The following is a 14,092-nucleotide window of genomic DNA, read 5'->3' as shown; positions in this document are numbered from 1 at the left end:
GCTCCGCGGATATCACCCGCTCCGGGTGATGCCCGACCCCGGCCGTATCGCGACGGTGGGGCGCATGAGCGACTACCCGCTGATCGCCGACCACGGCCTGATCGGGGACCTGCAGACGGCCGCGCTGGTGGCGACCGACGGGACCATCGACTGGTTCTGCTGCCCCCGCTTCGACTCGCCGAGCGTCTTCGGCGCCCTGCTCGACCAGCGCCATGGCGGGCACTTCCGGGCCAGGCCCGCCGAGGGGCCGTACTCCGTCAAGCAGCTCTACCACCCGAACACCGCCATCCTCATCACCCGCTTCATGACCGAGGAGGGCGCGGGCGAGGTGGTGGACTTCATGCCGGTCGCGACCGGGACCGCCGCCACCCGGAACCATCGGCTCGTGCGCATGCTGCGCTGCGTGCGAGGCCACATGGAGTTCAGCGTCGACCTGCTCCCGCGGTTCGACTACGGCCGGCAGCCCCATGAGATCCACGCCTCGGAGCACGGCGCGGTCTTCGTCGGCAAGGACATGGAGCTCACGGTGCACACTGTGCGCGAGCCGGAGGACGCCCGCCCGGCGCGCGTCAGGAGGATCGACGACGGGGGCGCGGGCGGCGTCCACGTCTGGCTGCCCCTCAAGGCCGGCCAGCAGCGCGGGATCGTCCTGGAGTCCTTCGCCGACGGGCCGCCGCGCGAGATACACCAGGCCGAGTTCCAGCAGCTGTTCGACGACACCGTCCGCTACTGGCGCTCCTGGCTGCGCCGCTCGCAGTACACCGGCCGCTGGCGGGAGGCCGTGGAACGGTCGGCGATCACCCTGAAGCTCATGACGTACGCGCCGAGCGGTGCGCTGGTCGCCGCGCCGACCGCCGGACTGCCCGAGCAACTGGGCGGCGAGCGGAACTGGGACTACCGCTACAGCTGGATCCGCGACGCGTCCTTCTCCGTCTACGCGCTGCTCGGGCTCGGATTCACCGAGGAGGCGGGCGCGTTCATCGGCTGGCTGCGCGACCGCGTGCGGGAGCAGGCGGGCGACGGGGGCGGCCCGCTCAGCATCATGTACCGGGTCGACGGCTCGTCCGACCTGACCGAGGAGGTGCTCGACCACTGGGAGGGCTACCGCGGCTCCCGCCCCGTACGGATCGGCAACGGAGCCGCCGACCAGCTCCAGCTCGACATCTACGGCGAGGCGCTGGACAGCATCTACTTCGCGGACGAGCGCGGCATCCAGCTCGACCACAAGGGCTGGACCTCGCTCGGCACCATCATCGACTGGCTCACCGAGCACTGGGACCAGCCGGACGAGGGCATCTGGGAGACCCGGGGCGGCCGCCAGGACTTCACCTACGGACGGCTCATGTCCTGGGTCGCCCTGGACCGCGCCGTACGGCTGTCCACCCGGCGAGGACGGCCCGCGGCCCTGCCCCGCTGGACCGACGAGCGCGACCGGATCTACGCCCAGATCATGGACCGCGGCTGGAACCCCGAACGGCAGGCCTTCGTCCAGCACTACGGCAGTGACGTACTGGACTCCGCGCTGCTGCGGATGGCCACCGTCGGCTTCCTGGCCCCGCACGACCCCATGTGGACCTCCACGCTCGCGGCGATGGACCAGGAGCTGGTGTCCGACAGCCTGGTCTACCGGTACAACCCCTCGGCCTCGCCCGACGGACTGCGCGGCTCCGAGGGCACCTTCTCGCTCTGCACCTTCTCCTACGTCGACGCGCTCGCCCGCGCCGGCCACCTCGACCAGGCGCGGCTCGCCTTCGAGAAGATGCTGACCTACGCCAACCACCTCGGGATGTTCTCCGAGGAAGTCGCCATCACCGGCGAGCAACTCGGCAACTTCCCGCAGGCTTTCACGCACCTGGGGCTCATCGACGCCGCCATCACCCTCGACGCCGCGCTCACCCGGGCCGAGCGGGAGGCACCCGCCGCGCCCGCCGCACTCCCGCGGCCGCCCACCTGACCCTCCGGAGGCTCCCGTGGCAGAGGACCGGCACTTCGACGTCATCGTCATCGGCACCGGGGCGGGCGGCGGCACCCTCGCCCACCGGCTCGCGCCGTCCGGGAAGCGGATCCTGCTGCTGGAACGCGGCGGCTACCTGCCGCGCGAGCGCGACAACTGGGACTCCACGGCCGTCTTCGTCAACGCCAAGTACCGCGCCCCCGAGCTCTGGTACGACCGGCACGGCCGGGAGTTCCCCCCGGAGGTCAACTACTACGTCGGCGGGAACACCAAGTTCTACGGCGCCGCGCTGTTCCGGCTGCGCCCCGAGGACTTCGGGGAGCTGCGGCACGAGGGCGGCATCTCCCCGGCCTGGCCCATCCGCTACGAGGACCTCGAGCCGTACTACACCCAGGCCGAGCACCTCTATCTCGTCCACGGGCAGCACGGCGAGGACCCGACAGAAGGCCCCGCCGGCGCCCAGTACGCCCGCCCTCCGGTCCGGCACGAGCCGCGGATCCAGCAGCTCAGCGACGACCTGGAGAAGCACGGTCTGCACCCCTTCCACTTGCCCATCGGCGTGAACCTCACCCAGGACGCGCACGGGCGGGCGACCCGGAGCAGCGTGTGCATCCGCTGCGACCGGGTCGACGGCTTTCCCTGCCTGGTCGCCGGCAAGTCCGACGCCCAGGTGATCTGCGTCGACCCGGCCCTCGAACACGACAACGTGCACCTGGTCACCGGTGCTCACGTACGGCGTCTGGAGACCGATCCGGCCGGGCGCAGTGTGACGAGGGTCGTGGCGTCCGTCGGCGAGGGCACGGCGGCGGAGGAGTCCACCGCCTTCAGCGCGGACATCGTGGTGGTGGCGTGCGGAGCCGTGAACTCCGCGCTTCTGCTGCTCCGTTCGGCGAACGACCGGCACCCGGGCGGCCTGGCCAACAGCTCGGACGTGGTGGGCCGCCACTACATGCGGCACAACAACCTGGCCCTCATGGCGGTGTCCAAGGAGCCGAACGACACCCTGTTCCAGAAGACGCTCGCGCTCAACGACTGGTATCTGGGAGCGGACGACTGGGACTACCCGCTGGGCGGCATCCAGATGCTCGGCAAGTCCGACGCCGAGCAGATCCACGCCGAGGCCCCGCGCTGGACGGGAGCCCTCTCCCCGGACATGCCCTTCGAGGTGCTCGCCCACCACGCGGTCGACTTCTGGCTGTGCGGCGAGGACCTCCCGGCGCCCGACAACCGCGTCACGCTGGATGGCGACGGCCGTATCCACCTGGCGCTGGACGAGGGCAACAACATCAACGGGGTCCAGCGGCTCCGGCACAAGCTGCAGCGGATGCTCGGACACCTCGGCATGCACGAGCACTACCTGCTGCCGCACAGCATTTACCTGCACAAGGGGATGCCGATCGGCGCGACCGCGCACCAGGCGGGCACCGTACGCTTCGGCACCGACCCCGGGACCTCGGCCCTCGACACGTACTGCAAGGCCCACGACCTGGACAACCTCTACGTGGTGGACACCAGCTTCTTCCCGAGCATCGGCGCCGTGAACCCCTCCCTCACCGCCACCGCCAACGCCCTGCGGGTCGGCGACCACATCGCCGAGCGCCTGCGGTGACACCTCTTCAGGCGTCCGGTTAGCCCGTAGGGCTTCAGATACCTCCCTCCAGCGGATCAACCGGGCGCGGTGCCCCGTACGACCCGTCGCGGGTGATGGATTCTTCACCGTGGACATCCGGGACACACCGCCCGCCGCCGGTGAGGAGAGACCTCAGTGAACACCGCCAACCGCGAAGGCCGGCAGACCGTCTCCGCGCCCCTCCTCAAGGGACAGAAGGCGCTGGTCACCGGCGCCAACTCGGGGATCGGCAAGGCGACCGCCATCGGACTCGGGCGCGCGGGAGCCGATGTCGTCGTCAACTACGTCGCCGACCGGCCGGCCGCCGAAGCCGTCGTCAAGGAGATCGAGAGCTTCGGCGTACGGGCCTACGCGCACGAGGCCGACGTGTCCCGGGAGGACCAGGTCACCGGCATGATCTCCCGTATGGTCGGGGAGCTCGGCACGATCGACATCCTGGTGCCGAACGCGGGCCTCCAGCGCGACGCACCCATCGGCGAGATGTCGCTCGACGCGTGGCAGAAGGTGCTGGACGTCAACCTCACCGGACAGTTCCTGTGCGCCAGGGAAGCCGTCAAGGAGTTCCGGCGGCGCGGTGTGGTCCCCGAGGTCTCCCGGTCCGCCGGAAAGATCGTCTGCATGAGCTCGGTCCACCAGGTCATCCCGTGGGCGGGACACGTCAACTACGCCTCGTCCAAAGGCGGGGTGCAGATGATGATGGCGACGCTGGCCCAGGAGCTCGCCCCGGAGCGGATCAGGGTGAACGCCGTCGCGCCCGGCGCCATCCGCACCCCCATCAACCGCAGCGCCTGGGACACCGAGGCCGCCGAGCAGGACCTGCTGAACCTGATCCCCTACGGCAGGGTCGGCGAGCCCGAGGACATCGCCCAGGCCGTCGTCGTGATGGCCTCGGACCTCCTCGACTACGTCGTCGGGACCACGCTCTACGTGGACGGCGGGATGACCCTCTTCCCCGGCTTCGCGACGGGCGGCTGACGACAAGCCCATGAGCGCCGCCGCGTATCTGCTGGCGAACGGCCCCGGACAGCTGCTGCCGGCCCGCCAGCTCATGGCTTTCACCCTGGCCTCGCACATCATCCTCGTACCGTTCGGCGTGGCCCTCCCCTTCCTCACGCTCCTGATGAATTACCGGGCCCTGCGGAAGGGGGACGCCGACGCCCTGCTGCTCGCGCGGCGCTGGTCCGCCGTCATGGCCGTCCAGTTCGCCGTCGGGATCGTGACCGGCACTGTGCTCTCCTTCGAATTCGGGCTGCTGTGGCCGGGCATGATGGGCCGGTGGGGGGACGTCTTCGGCATCGGATTCGGCGTCGAGGCCTGGGCGTTCTTCCTCGAGGCCATCCTCATCGCGATCTACCTGTACGGCTGGAACCGGCTGAAGCCCTGGACGCACTTCTGGCTCGGGGTTCCGCTGCCCGCGACCGCCCTGCTCGGCGCCTTCGGAATCCTCGCGGCCAATTCCTGGATGAACACCCCGCGCGGCTTCACCCTCGACAGCACCGGCAGACCGACCGGAGTCGACCTGCGGGCGGCCGTGTTCACGCCGATGTTCGGCCCGCAGTACTGGCACTTCGTCGTCGCGATGATCATCACCGCCGGATATGTCGTCGCGGGCGTCTACGCGACGGGCTGGTTGCGCGGCCGCCGCGACCGCTACCACCGGCTGGGCTTCACCCTGCCCTTCACCGTGGCCGCCGTCCTGACGCCCGTGCAGTTGATGGTCGGCGACTCCATCGCCCGGTCGGTCTTCCACAAGCAGCCCGTCAAGTTCGCCGCGGCCGAACTCGTCTGGAAGACCGACACCCACGTACCCGAGTACCTCTTCGGCCGGATGCACCCCGACGGCAGCGTGTCCGGCGGCATCAAGATCCCGCAACTCGACTCGATCCTCGCCGGGTTCAGCCCGGCGACCAGGGTGACGGGGCTGACCTCGGTCCCGGCGAGCCGGCGGCCGACGGCCACGCAGGCCACCATCGCCCACTGGGCCTTCGACCTCATGGTCGTGATCGGCTCGCTGCTCGTCCTCCTCGCCCTCTGGTACGGCTGGTGCTGGTGGCGGCGGCGGGACCTCCCCGCGTCGCCCTGGTTCTTCCGCGCCGCCGCGTGCGCCGGGGCGGCCTCGGTCGTGGCCGTGGAGTGCGGCTGGATCACCACGGAAGTCGGCCGCCAGCCCTGGATCGTCTACGAGTTCATGCGGGTCTCCGAGGCGGTGACCACCACCCGCGCCGATGCGCTGTGGGCCACGCTCGGTGTCGTCGTCGTGGTCTATGTGCTCCTCTTCTCCGCCCTCCTCACCGTCCTGCTGAAGATGCGGACCCGGTGGCGGACCGCCGGCGAGAGCGGTGCGCTCGCCGGGCCGCGGGCCGAATTCCCGGAAAGCCACACCCCGTACGGGCCCCGCCCGGCTCGGCAGCCAGGGGGCCCGGCATGACCGAGGCCGTCGTCGCATGGGTGCTGCTGCTCGCCGTGGCCGCGTACGCCTGCGGGGGCGGCGCCGACTACGGGGCCGGGTTCTGGGATCTCCTCGCCGGGGGTGCGGAGCGGGGCAGGCGCCCGAGGTGGCTGATCGACCACGCCATGGCGCCCGTGTGGGAGGTGAACAACGTCTGGCTGATCTTCATCCTCGTCATCATGTGGACGGGGTTCCCGGTCCTGTTCCAGACGGTGTTCACGGCGATGTGGCTGCCGCTCGCGCTCGCCGCCGTCGGCCTCGTCCTGCGCGGCGCCGGCTTCGCTTTCCGGAAGCCGACCCGGCGCCTGGCCCAGCGGCGCGTGTACGGCGCGGCGTTCGCCGTCTCGTCGCTGCTCACGCCGTACTTCCTCGGCGCCGCGGTCGGCGGTGTCGCCACCGGACGGGTCGCCCCGGGCACCCAGGCCTCGGCCCACGCCTGGGCGAACCCCACGTCCGTCATCGCCGGGCTCCTCACCGTCGCCGCGAGCGCGTTCCTCGGCGCCGTCTTCCTCACCGGCGACGCCCGCCGCTGTGAAGTGGCGGACCTCGTCGGCTACTTCCGGCGGCGGGCCCTGTGCAGCCTGGGCGTCCTCGCCGTACTGGCGGCCGTCGGCCTCGGCGTCACCCGCAGCGACGCGAGCTACGTCCACCACGGCCTCACCAGAGGCAGCGGACTCGTGCCCGTCGTCCTCGCGGCCGCCTGCGCCATCGCCACGGCGGCGCTGCTCGTCAGGGGAGCGACCGGGTGGGCGAGGGGAACCGCCGTCGCCTCGGTGGCGCTGGCGGTCGTGGCGTGGGGCGTGGCGCAGCGGCCGTATCTCGTACCCACCTCGCTGACGGTGGGCGACGCCGCGGGCGCACCGACGACCCTGCGCTGGCTGGTCCTCGTCACCGTCGTCGCGGTGGTCCTGGTCGGACCGGCCCTGGTGCTGCTGTACCGGCTCGACGCGCGCGGTGAACTCGAGCCGCTCCCCGAGTCCGAGGCGTGAGGCGCGAACAGCAGGCCACCGCTCACAGCAGGCCCCGCTCGCGCGCGGCGACGACGGCCTCGCGCCTGCTGCTTACCTGCAACTTGCGGTAGATGCTGCGCAGATGGGTCTTGAGCGTGTTGACGGAGACGAACAGGTCCGCCGCGAGCTCGTCCATCGTGCGGAGCGAGGGCAGCCGCTGGAGGAGCGACGTCTCCCGGGGCGTGAGGACCACGGCCGGAGCGGGTCCCGTGCCGTCCGGCATGACACGCAGCACCTCGCTCGCAAAGGGTTCGAGCGGCCCGGCGCCCGTCAGTGCGCGGATGAACAGGTGCCGCAGGCCGGGCGCGGAGACGCGGAAGGGGCGCAGGGCCTGCCGGGGCCCGGCCAGGTCCACCGCCTCGCGCAGGGCGTGCGCGGCCCGCGGCTGCTCTCCGTGGGCCGCGCACAGGCGGGCCTCCAGCAGCCACGCCTCGATGAGCGTGCTGACGACGACCGGTTCCGCGGACCCGTCGAGGGCGTGCCGCAGCGCTGCGCGCGCCGCTTCGTGGTGTCCCCCGGCCGCCAGCACGGACGCCTCGAGGACTTCGGTCTCCGCGCTGCCGTCCAGCCTGAAGCGGGCGCGGTCGAGCGCCTCGGCCGCCCAGGCCCTGCGGCCGGCGGCCAGCGCCATCTCGACCTCCGCGACGGCCGCGAAGGCGGCCAGCTCCGGCATGAGCGGACGGCCCGCGCAGGCTGCCCAGGCCCGGCGCAGTTCGAGCAGCCTCTCGTACTGCAGGCCCCGCTCGTACGCGCTCACCGCGCCGACCAGGCGGGCGCCGAACTCCATGCTGGGACCGGCCTGTCCGCGTACGGACTGCCGGGCCAGCCTCGCGTAGCGCTCCGCCGCCGCTGACTCCGACCGCTGCAACTCGGCCCAGGCGGCGGCCTCGTAGGCGGGTGCGCACAGGGCCGTACGCTCCCAGCCGTGCGCCGTGGCGAACCGCGCGGCCTGCTCGCCGAGGTGCGCGGCGCGGGCGAAGCCGCACTCGGCGGCGGCGACGGCGGCGAGGCAGCTCATGCACTGAGCCGTGAGGTGATCGAGGCCGCGCCGTACGGCGATGGCGAGGGCCGACTCCAAATCCGCCTTGCCCTGGGCGAGATGGCCCAGTTCCACATGGACCATGCCCCGGTCCGCCGTTGCGAGGGCTGACAGGTCGTCACCGTCCAGTGCGGCCAGGGGGATCTCCTCGGCGATGTGCAGTGCCTCCCGCAGGCTGCCGTGCATCCGCGCCCGTTCGACGTGCGCGATCTGGCGGAGGGCCCGCACCCGCGGGTCATGGGGGCGGGGGGAAGAGCGGGCGTGCAGCGCGAGGTGCCGGCTGCCGGCCACGGTGTCGCCCGCGTCGAGGTCCGCCAGGGCGGCCGCCAGGAGCAGCCCGGGTTCCGCCTCCAGCGCCGGCTCCGGCAGTTCGCCGAGCAGCCGCCGTACGGTCCCGCCGCGGCCCGACAACACCAGGCCCGTGCCGTGCCGGTCCAGCAGGGCCGAGGCGCGGGGGAGGTCGGACGCGGCGATGGCCTGCCGGACGGCCTCGACGGGCAGGTCGTGGGCGGCGAACCAGTCCGCCGCGGCGCGGTGCAGCCCGGGCACCAGGCGGGCGCGGCGGCGCCGGAGTTCTGCGTAGAGGTGGCTTCTGAGCAGGGGGTGATACCGATGCCAGGAGGAGCCGGACCGGCTGATCAGCACGTCGCCGCGGTGCAGCCCGTCGAGCACCGCGGCCGCGTCGTCCCGGCCGGTCAGTGCCCCCGCGAGATCGGCGGTCAGCCGCTCGCAGACGCTCGTACGCAGCAGGAACTCGCGCTCCGCGGGCGGGCTGCGGGACAGGATCTCGCCCGTCAGATAGTCGGCGACGCTCCGCTCGTCGCCGGTGAACGCGGCGAGGAAGGCGCTCGGGTCGCGTTCCTGCCGCAGCCTTGCGGCAGCGAGCCGCAGCGCCGCGGGCCACCCTTCCGTCAGCCGCATCAGCCTCGCCAGCTCGCGCGGGGCCAGGACCAGGCCGTGCTGGAGCAGCAGCTCGGCGGCCTCGTCTTCGGAGAAGCGCAGCGCCTCCTCGTGCACCTCGTGGAGCCGGTCCACCAGCCTGAGGCGGTACAGCGGCAGCGGCGGATCGCGGCGCGCCGCCAGGACGAGCCGCAGCCACCCGGGCTGGTGGCGCAGCAGGAGCTCCAGGCCATGCAGCGCCAGCGGGTCGGTCAGGGCCTCGAGACCGTCGAGTACGAGGGTGACCCGCGGGCCCGCAGGGTGCTCCGGGTATTCCTGGTGGCCGCCGGAGTCCGGTACGGCCAGGCACGACAGCGCCTGGTCCGGTACGGCTCCGGTCGCCCGCAGCGCCGACCGGACCGCCGGCCACAGGTGCCGCGGATCGTTGTCGCCGCCGTCGATGCGCACCCACGCCACCGGAGACGTGGTCCTGCGGACCCATGCGGTGAGCAGCATGGTCTTGCCGTAACCGGCGGGTGCAGAGAGCAGGGTGACCGGCTGGTCCGCTCCCGCGTCGAGGGCGTCGTACAGCCGCTCCCTTCCGATCGGCGAGGGTGCCGTACCGGGAACCGCGATCTTCTCCGACGGGATCCTCACCTCTGGAGAGCGCAGGTCCCGTCTTTCACCCATACGGCCACGTTAGGACCGCCCAGGGAGCCTCTCAACCCGTGTCTCTTCCGCCCCATCAGCCCGTGATGTCACGCGGCGCCCGCGCGGCTCACTGCTTGGCGCGGCTGGGCTGCACGCGCTTCGGCTCGCCCTTCACCTTCGGGTGCTCGGGCGGGTAGGGGAGGTCGCCGAGACCGTGCTCCCGCTCGTCCTTGCTGGCCAGCTCGAGCGCGGCCTCGAGGCGGAAGGCATGCTCATCCATGTCCGCGTGCACATCGCCTGCTTCGGCGAACCGCACCGGCATGGTCGCCAGATCGAAGTCCTCGGGGCGCGCGTCGGGCAGCTCGTCCCAGCGCAGCGGCGCGGACACCGGGGCGTGCGGCCGCGGGCGCACCGAGTACGCGCTGGCGATCGTCCGGTCCCTGGCCGTCTGGTTGTAGTCCACGAAGATCTTCGCGCCGCGCTCCTCCTTCCACCAGGAGGTCGTGACCCGTTCCGGCGCGCGCCGCTCCAGCTCCCGCGCCACGGCGATGGCGGCCCGCCGCACCTGCGTGAACGTCCAGGCGGGCTCGATGGGTACGAAGACGTGGATGCCCCGGCCGCCCGAGGTCTTCGGCCACCCCCGCAGCCCCAGACCGTCCAGCACGTCGCGCAGCTCGACGGCGGCCCGCAGCGCGTCCTCGTACCCCGTCCCCGGCTGCGGGTCGAGATCGATCCGCAGCTCGTCCGGGTGCTCGGTGTCCCCGCGCCGCACCGGCCAGGGATGGAAGGTCAGGCAGCCGAGATTCGCGGCCCAGACGACGGCCGCGGTCTCGGTGGGGCAGATCTCGTCCGCGTACCGCCCGCTGGGGAATGCGATCCGCCCGGTGGGGATCCACTCGGGGAGATTCTTCGGCGCCCGCTTCTGGAAGAACGACTCGCCCGCCACGCCGTCGGGGTAGCGCTCCAGTGTCGTCGGACGGTCACGGAGCGCACGCAGGATGCCCTCGCCGACCGCCATGTAGTAGCGGGCCAGGTCGAGCTTGGTGAACCCCCGCTCGGGGAAATACACCTTGCCGGGGTTGGACAGCCGCACCGACCGCCCGCCCACCGTGAGCTCAACCGTCTCTCGCATAGGGCCACGCTAGGCCCGGGAGGGCCGCACCGCACCCGGCGGGCGGGGTCGGTTTCCTGCGGGCGGCACCGCCTTCCGGCAGGCGCGTGCCGGGGCCCGGCAGCAGAATGAGGAAGCATGGACCTCCCGGTGATGCCCCCGGTCAAGCCGATGCTGGCCAAGTCGGCGGCCAGAATCCCCTCCGGCATGCACTACGAGGCCAAGTGGGACGGCTTCCGGGCCATCGTCTTCCGGGACGGCGACGAGGTCGAGATCGGCAGCCGCGCCGGCAAACCGCTCACCCGCTACTTCCCGGAACTGGTCACCGCGTTCCTGGAGAATCTGCCGCCCCGCTGCGTCATCGACGGTGAGATCGTCATCATCCGCGAAGGGCGCCTGGAGTTCGAGGCCCTCCTCGAGCGCATCCACCCCGCCGACTCCCGGGTACGGCTCCTCGCCGGGACCACCCCCGCCGGCTTCGTCGCCTTCGACCTGCTCGCGCTCGGCGACAGCTCCCTGATGGACACGCCCTTCCGCGAGCGCAGGGAGGCGCTGGCCGAAGCCCTGCGCGACGCCGGGGACCCGGTCTTCACCGCCCCGGTCACCGACGACCAGGCGGTCGCCGAGCAGTGGTTCCAGCAGTACGAGGGCGCAGGCCTGGACGGCGTCATCGCCAAGCGCCCCGACCTCGGCTACCGCCCCGACGAGCGCGTCATGGTCAAGGTCAAGCACGAGCGGACCGCCGACTGCGTCGTGGCGGGCCTCAGGCTCCACAAGAGCGGCCCGGTCGTCGGCTCCCTCCTCCTCGGCCTCCACGACACGGCGGGGCGCCTCCAGCACGTCGGCGTCTGCGCCGCCTTCCCGATGCGGCGCAGGGAGGAGCTCATGACCGAGCTGGAGCCGCTGCGGATGACGGACGTCGAGGGCCACCCCTGGGCGGAGTGGGCCCGGGAGGAGGCGCACGCGACCAGTCGTATGCCCGGCGCGGTGAGCCGCTGGACCGGCACGAAGGACCTGTCGTGGGTGCCGCTGCGGCCCGAGCGGGTCTGCGAGGTCGCGTACGACCACATGCAGGGCGACCGGTTCCGGCACACGGCCCAGTTCCGCCGCTGGCGGCCGGACCGCGAGCCGGAGTCGTGCACGTACGCCCAGCTGGAGGAGCCGGTCGGCTATGACCTCAGAGAGGTCCTGGGCTCCTAGCGCCCCCGACCTTCCTTTCCATCTGTGGCCCTGTGACCCGGTCTGCGCCATGCTGGAGAGGGAAAGACGGCACCCATCCGGAGGGCGGAGACCAGTCAGCGAGGCCGACGATGAGCGAGAGCATGATGGGTGACGAGGTCTACCAGCCGGACGGCTCGGAACAGCAGGACGACGTCAGTCTCCTCGAGCCCGAGGACACGCTCGACACGCGCGGCCCGGCCGAGGTCTACGAGGAGGGCTACTCCCCTCCGGAACGGCCCTGGGCCGTGGAGACCTACGGCACGACGGCCGAGGAACAGCACGAGGGGGAGACCCTCGACGTGCGGCTCGCCCGCGAGATGCCGGACCAGGGCCTGCCCGACGGGGACGGGGTCGGGGACGTTCCGGGCGGCGACGGCGAACTGTGGGACGAAGAAGTCGGGGAGCGGCGCGCCGGCCGGCTCGTGGCCCCGGACGAGGGGGCCCACCCCGATGAGGAGAGCGACCTCGTCGCGAGCGACAAGGGCATCGACGGCGCTGCGGCGTCCGCCGAGGAGGCCGCGATGCACGTCGTCGACTCCGAGCCGCCCGAAGAGTGGTTCTGACCGGCCACCGCGTGTCATTGAGCGACGTACTGTAGGTCTCCGTATGAAGAGACCGAACAGCCGCGGCCCGCATCTGCGCCACCACCTCGGGAGTTGAGACATGACCAACGCGTCGGCACACATCGGCGTCACCGGCCTGGCCGTGATGGGTCGCAACCTGGCACGGAACTTCGCGCGGCACGGCCATGCCGTGGCCGTCCACAACCGCACCCCCGCCAGGACCCGTTCGCTCGTCGAGGAGTTCGGCCACGAAGGCACCTTCGTGCCGTCCGAGAGCCCCGAGGACTTCGTGGCCTCGCTGGAGCGGCCCCGGCGCCTGGTCATCATGGTGAAGGCGGGCGGCCCGACCGACGCCGTCATCGACGAGTTCGCGCCGCTGCTCGAGCCCGGCGACATGATCATCGACGGCGGCAACGCCCACTTCGAGGACACCCGCCGCCGCGAAGCCGCCCTGCGCGAGCGCGGCATCCACTTCGTCGGCACGGGCATCTCCGGCGGCGAGGAAGGCGCGCTCCACGGTCCCAGCATCATGCCCGGCGGCTCCGCGGAGTCGTACGAGTCGCTCGGCCCGCTGCTGGAGGACATCGCCGCGAAGGCCAAGGACGGCAGCCCGTGCTGCACCCACATCGGCCCCGACGGCGCAGGCCACTTCGTGAAGATGGTCCACAACGGCATCGAGTACGCCGACATGCAGCTCATCGCCGAGGCGTACGATCTGCTGCGGCACATCGCGGGATACGAGCCCGCGCAGATCGCCGAGACCTTCCGCACCTGGAACACCGGTCGGCTCGACTCCTACCTCATCGAGATCACCGCAGAGGTGCTGGCGCACACCGACTCCGCCAGCGGCAAGCCCTTCGTCGACGTGGTCCAGGACCAGGCCGAGCAGAAGGGCACCGGCCGCTGGACCGTGCAGACCGCCCTCGACCTCGGCGTCCCCGTCTCCGGCATCGCCGAGGCGGTCTTCGCCCGCTCCCTGTCCGGTCACGCGGAGCTGCGCGAGGCCGCCCGGTCCCTGCCGGGGCCCGGCCGCAGCGCGATGGGGGAGCAGGGCGGCGATGTGTTCGCGGCCCATGTCGAGCAGGCGCTGTACGCCTCGAAGGTCGTCTCGTACGCCCAGGGCTGGAACATGATCAGCGCGGCCGGGAAGGAGTACGGCTGGGACATCGACCTCGGGGCCGTGGCCGCCATCTGGCGCGGCGGCTGCATCATCCGGGCCGCGTTCCTCGACCGTATCCGCTCCGCCTTCGCGGCCGACCCGAACCTGCCCACCCTGCTCGCCGACAAGGAGTTCGCCGAGGAGATCGGCAACGCGCAGGAGGCCTGGCGTGCCGTGGTCTCCACCGCAGCCGTCCGCGGCATCCCGACGCCCGGCTTCGCGGCCGCGCTCGCGTACTACGACGCGCTGCGCGCAGAGCGGCTGCCCGCCGCGCTGACCCAGGGCCAGCGCGACTTCTTCGGCGCCCACACCTACCGGCGCACCGACCGCGACGGCAGCTTCCACACGCTCTGGGGCGGCGACAGGACCGAACAGCCCGCGGGCTGACCGGGGTCGGACCGAGCGGTCGCCCGCGCCCGCAGCGGG

At 72.1% G+C, this 14,092-nt stretch carries 10 protein-coding genes; 8 read left to right on the top strand and 2 right to left on the bottom strand.

The annotated features are described in order from the left end of the window. The first annotated feature begins 64 nt into the window (after positions 1-64). From ACTWQC_RS02305 to ACTWQC_RS02285, 5 genes are all read left to right on the top strand, one after another. Positions 65-1,954, top strand: coding sequence for a glycoside hydrolase family 15 protein (locus ACTWQC_RS02305; protein WP_443313771.1), 1,890 nt, complete (start codon positions 65-67; stop codon positions 1,952-1,954). Between the two features lie 16 nt (positions 1,955-1,970). Beyond that, positions 1,971-3,563 (top strand): GMC oxidoreductase, encoded by a 1,593-nt coding sequence (locus ACTWQC_RS02300; RefSeq protein WP_443313770.1) that lies wholly within the window; start codon positions 1,971-1,973, stop codon positions 3,561-3,563. Between the two features lie 156 nt (positions 3,564-3,719). Then, positions 3,720-4,559: an SDR family oxidoreductase gene (locus ACTWQC_RS02295; RefSeq protein WP_443313769.1), complete on the top strand. Its 840-nt coding sequence runs from the start codon at positions 3,720-3,722 to the stop codon at positions 4,557-4,559. A 10-nt stretch (positions 4,560-4,569) separates the two neighbouring features. After that, entirely contained in the window at positions 4,570-6,012 is a 1,443-nt protein-coding gene (locus tag ACTWQC_RS02290; protein WP_443313768.1) for a cytochrome ubiquinol oxidase subunit I, read from the top strand. Then, positions 6,009-7,022, top strand: coding sequence for a cytochrome d ubiquinol oxidase subunit II (locus ACTWQC_RS02285; protein ID WP_443313767.1), 1,014 nt, complete (start codon positions 6,009-6,011; stop codon positions 7,020-7,022). The genes ACTWQC_RS02290 and ACTWQC_RS02285 overlap by 4 nt, the downstream gene beginning before the upstream one ends. Before the next feature lie 22 nt (positions 7,023-7,044). On the opposite strand, the gene ACTWQC_RS02280 is transcribed toward ACTWQC_RS02285, so the two are convergent. Further along, on the bottom strand, positions 7,045-9,651 hold the full coding sequence (locus ACTWQC_RS02280) for a LuxR C-terminal-related transcriptional regulator (RefSeq protein ID WP_443313766.1): 2,607 nt from the start codon (positions 9,649-9,651) through the stop codon (positions 7,045-7,047). Between the two features lie 88 nt (positions 9,652-9,739). Continuing rightward, complete coding sequence (gene ligD, locus ACTWQC_RS02275; RefSeq protein WP_443313765.1) at positions 9,740-10,744, bottom strand: non-homologous end-joining DNA ligase; 1,005 nt, start codon at positions 10,742-10,744, stop codon at positions 9,740-9,742. A gap of 117 nt (positions 10,745-10,861) precedes the next feature. Between ligD and ACTWQC_RS02270 the strand changes: the two genes are divergently transcribed. The 3 genes from ACTWQC_RS02270 to gndA all read left to right on the top strand — a co-directional run bounded on the left by ACTWQC_RS02270 (position 10,862) and on the right by gndA (position 14,053). Next, positions 10,862-11,923 (top strand): ATP-dependent DNA ligase, encoded by a 1,062-nt coding sequence (locus tag ACTWQC_RS02270; RefSeq protein ID WP_443313764.1) that lies wholly within the window; start codon positions 10,862-10,864, stop codon positions 11,921-11,923. 110 nt (positions 11,924-12,033) lie between these two features. Next, positions 12,034-12,507 (top strand): DUF5709 domain-containing protein, encoded by a 474-nt coding sequence (locus ACTWQC_RS02265; protein ID WP_443313763.1) that lies wholly within the window; start codon positions 12,034-12,036, stop codon positions 12,505-12,507. A 100-nt stretch (positions 12,508-12,607) separates the two neighbouring features. Beyond that, a complete protein-coding gene (gene gndA, locus ACTWQC_RS02260; protein ID WP_443313762.1) occupies positions 12,608-14,053 on the top strand; it encodes an NADP-dependent phosphogluconate dehydrogenase in 1,446 nt (481 codons plus the stop codon). Positions 14,054-14,092 lie beyond the last annotated feature (39 nt).

Source organism: Streptomyces sp. 8N616, from assembly GCF_052246385.1.
Taxonomy (GTDB): Bacteria; Actinomycetota; Actinomycetes; order Streptomycetales; family Streptomycetaceae; genus Streptomyces.
Note: the sequence above shows the minus strand (reverse complement) of the source record. Positions and strands in the feature narration are given on the sequence as shown.

Bases quoted from the DNA above. Each gene is read 5' to 3' on its own strand.
- ligD (WP_443313765.1), bottom strand. From the start codon at position 10,744: ATGCGAGAGACGGTTGAGCTCACGGTGGGCGGGCGGTCGGTGCGGCTG.
- ACTWQC_RS02280 (WP_443313766.1), bottom strand. From the start codon at position 9,651: ATGGGTGAAAGACGGGACCTGCGCTCTCCAGAGGTGAGGATCCCGTCG.
- ACTWQC_RS02290 (WP_443313768.1), top strand. From the start codon at position 4,570: ATGAGCGCCGCCGCGTATCTGCTGGCGAACGGCCCCGGACAGCTGCTG.
- gndA (WP_443313762.1), top strand. From the start codon at position 12,608: ATGACCAACGCGTCGGCACACATCGGCGTCACCGGCCTGGCCGTGATG.
- ACTWQC_RS02265 (WP_443313763.1), top strand. From the start codon at position 12,034: ATGAGCGAGAGCATGATGGGTGACGAGGTCTACCAGCCGGACGGCTCG.
- ACTWQC_RS02305 (WP_443313771.1), top strand. From the start codon at position 65: ATGAGCGACTACCCGCTGATCGCCGACCACGGCCTGATCGGGGACCTG.
- ACTWQC_RS02270 (WP_443313764.1), top strand. From the start codon at position 10,862: ATGGACCTCCCGGTGATGCCCCCGGTCAAGCCGATGCTGGCCAAGTCG.
- ACTWQC_RS02285 (WP_443313767.1), top strand. From the start codon at position 6,009: ATGACCGAGGCCGTCGTCGCATGGGTGCTGCTGCTCGCCGTGGCCGCG.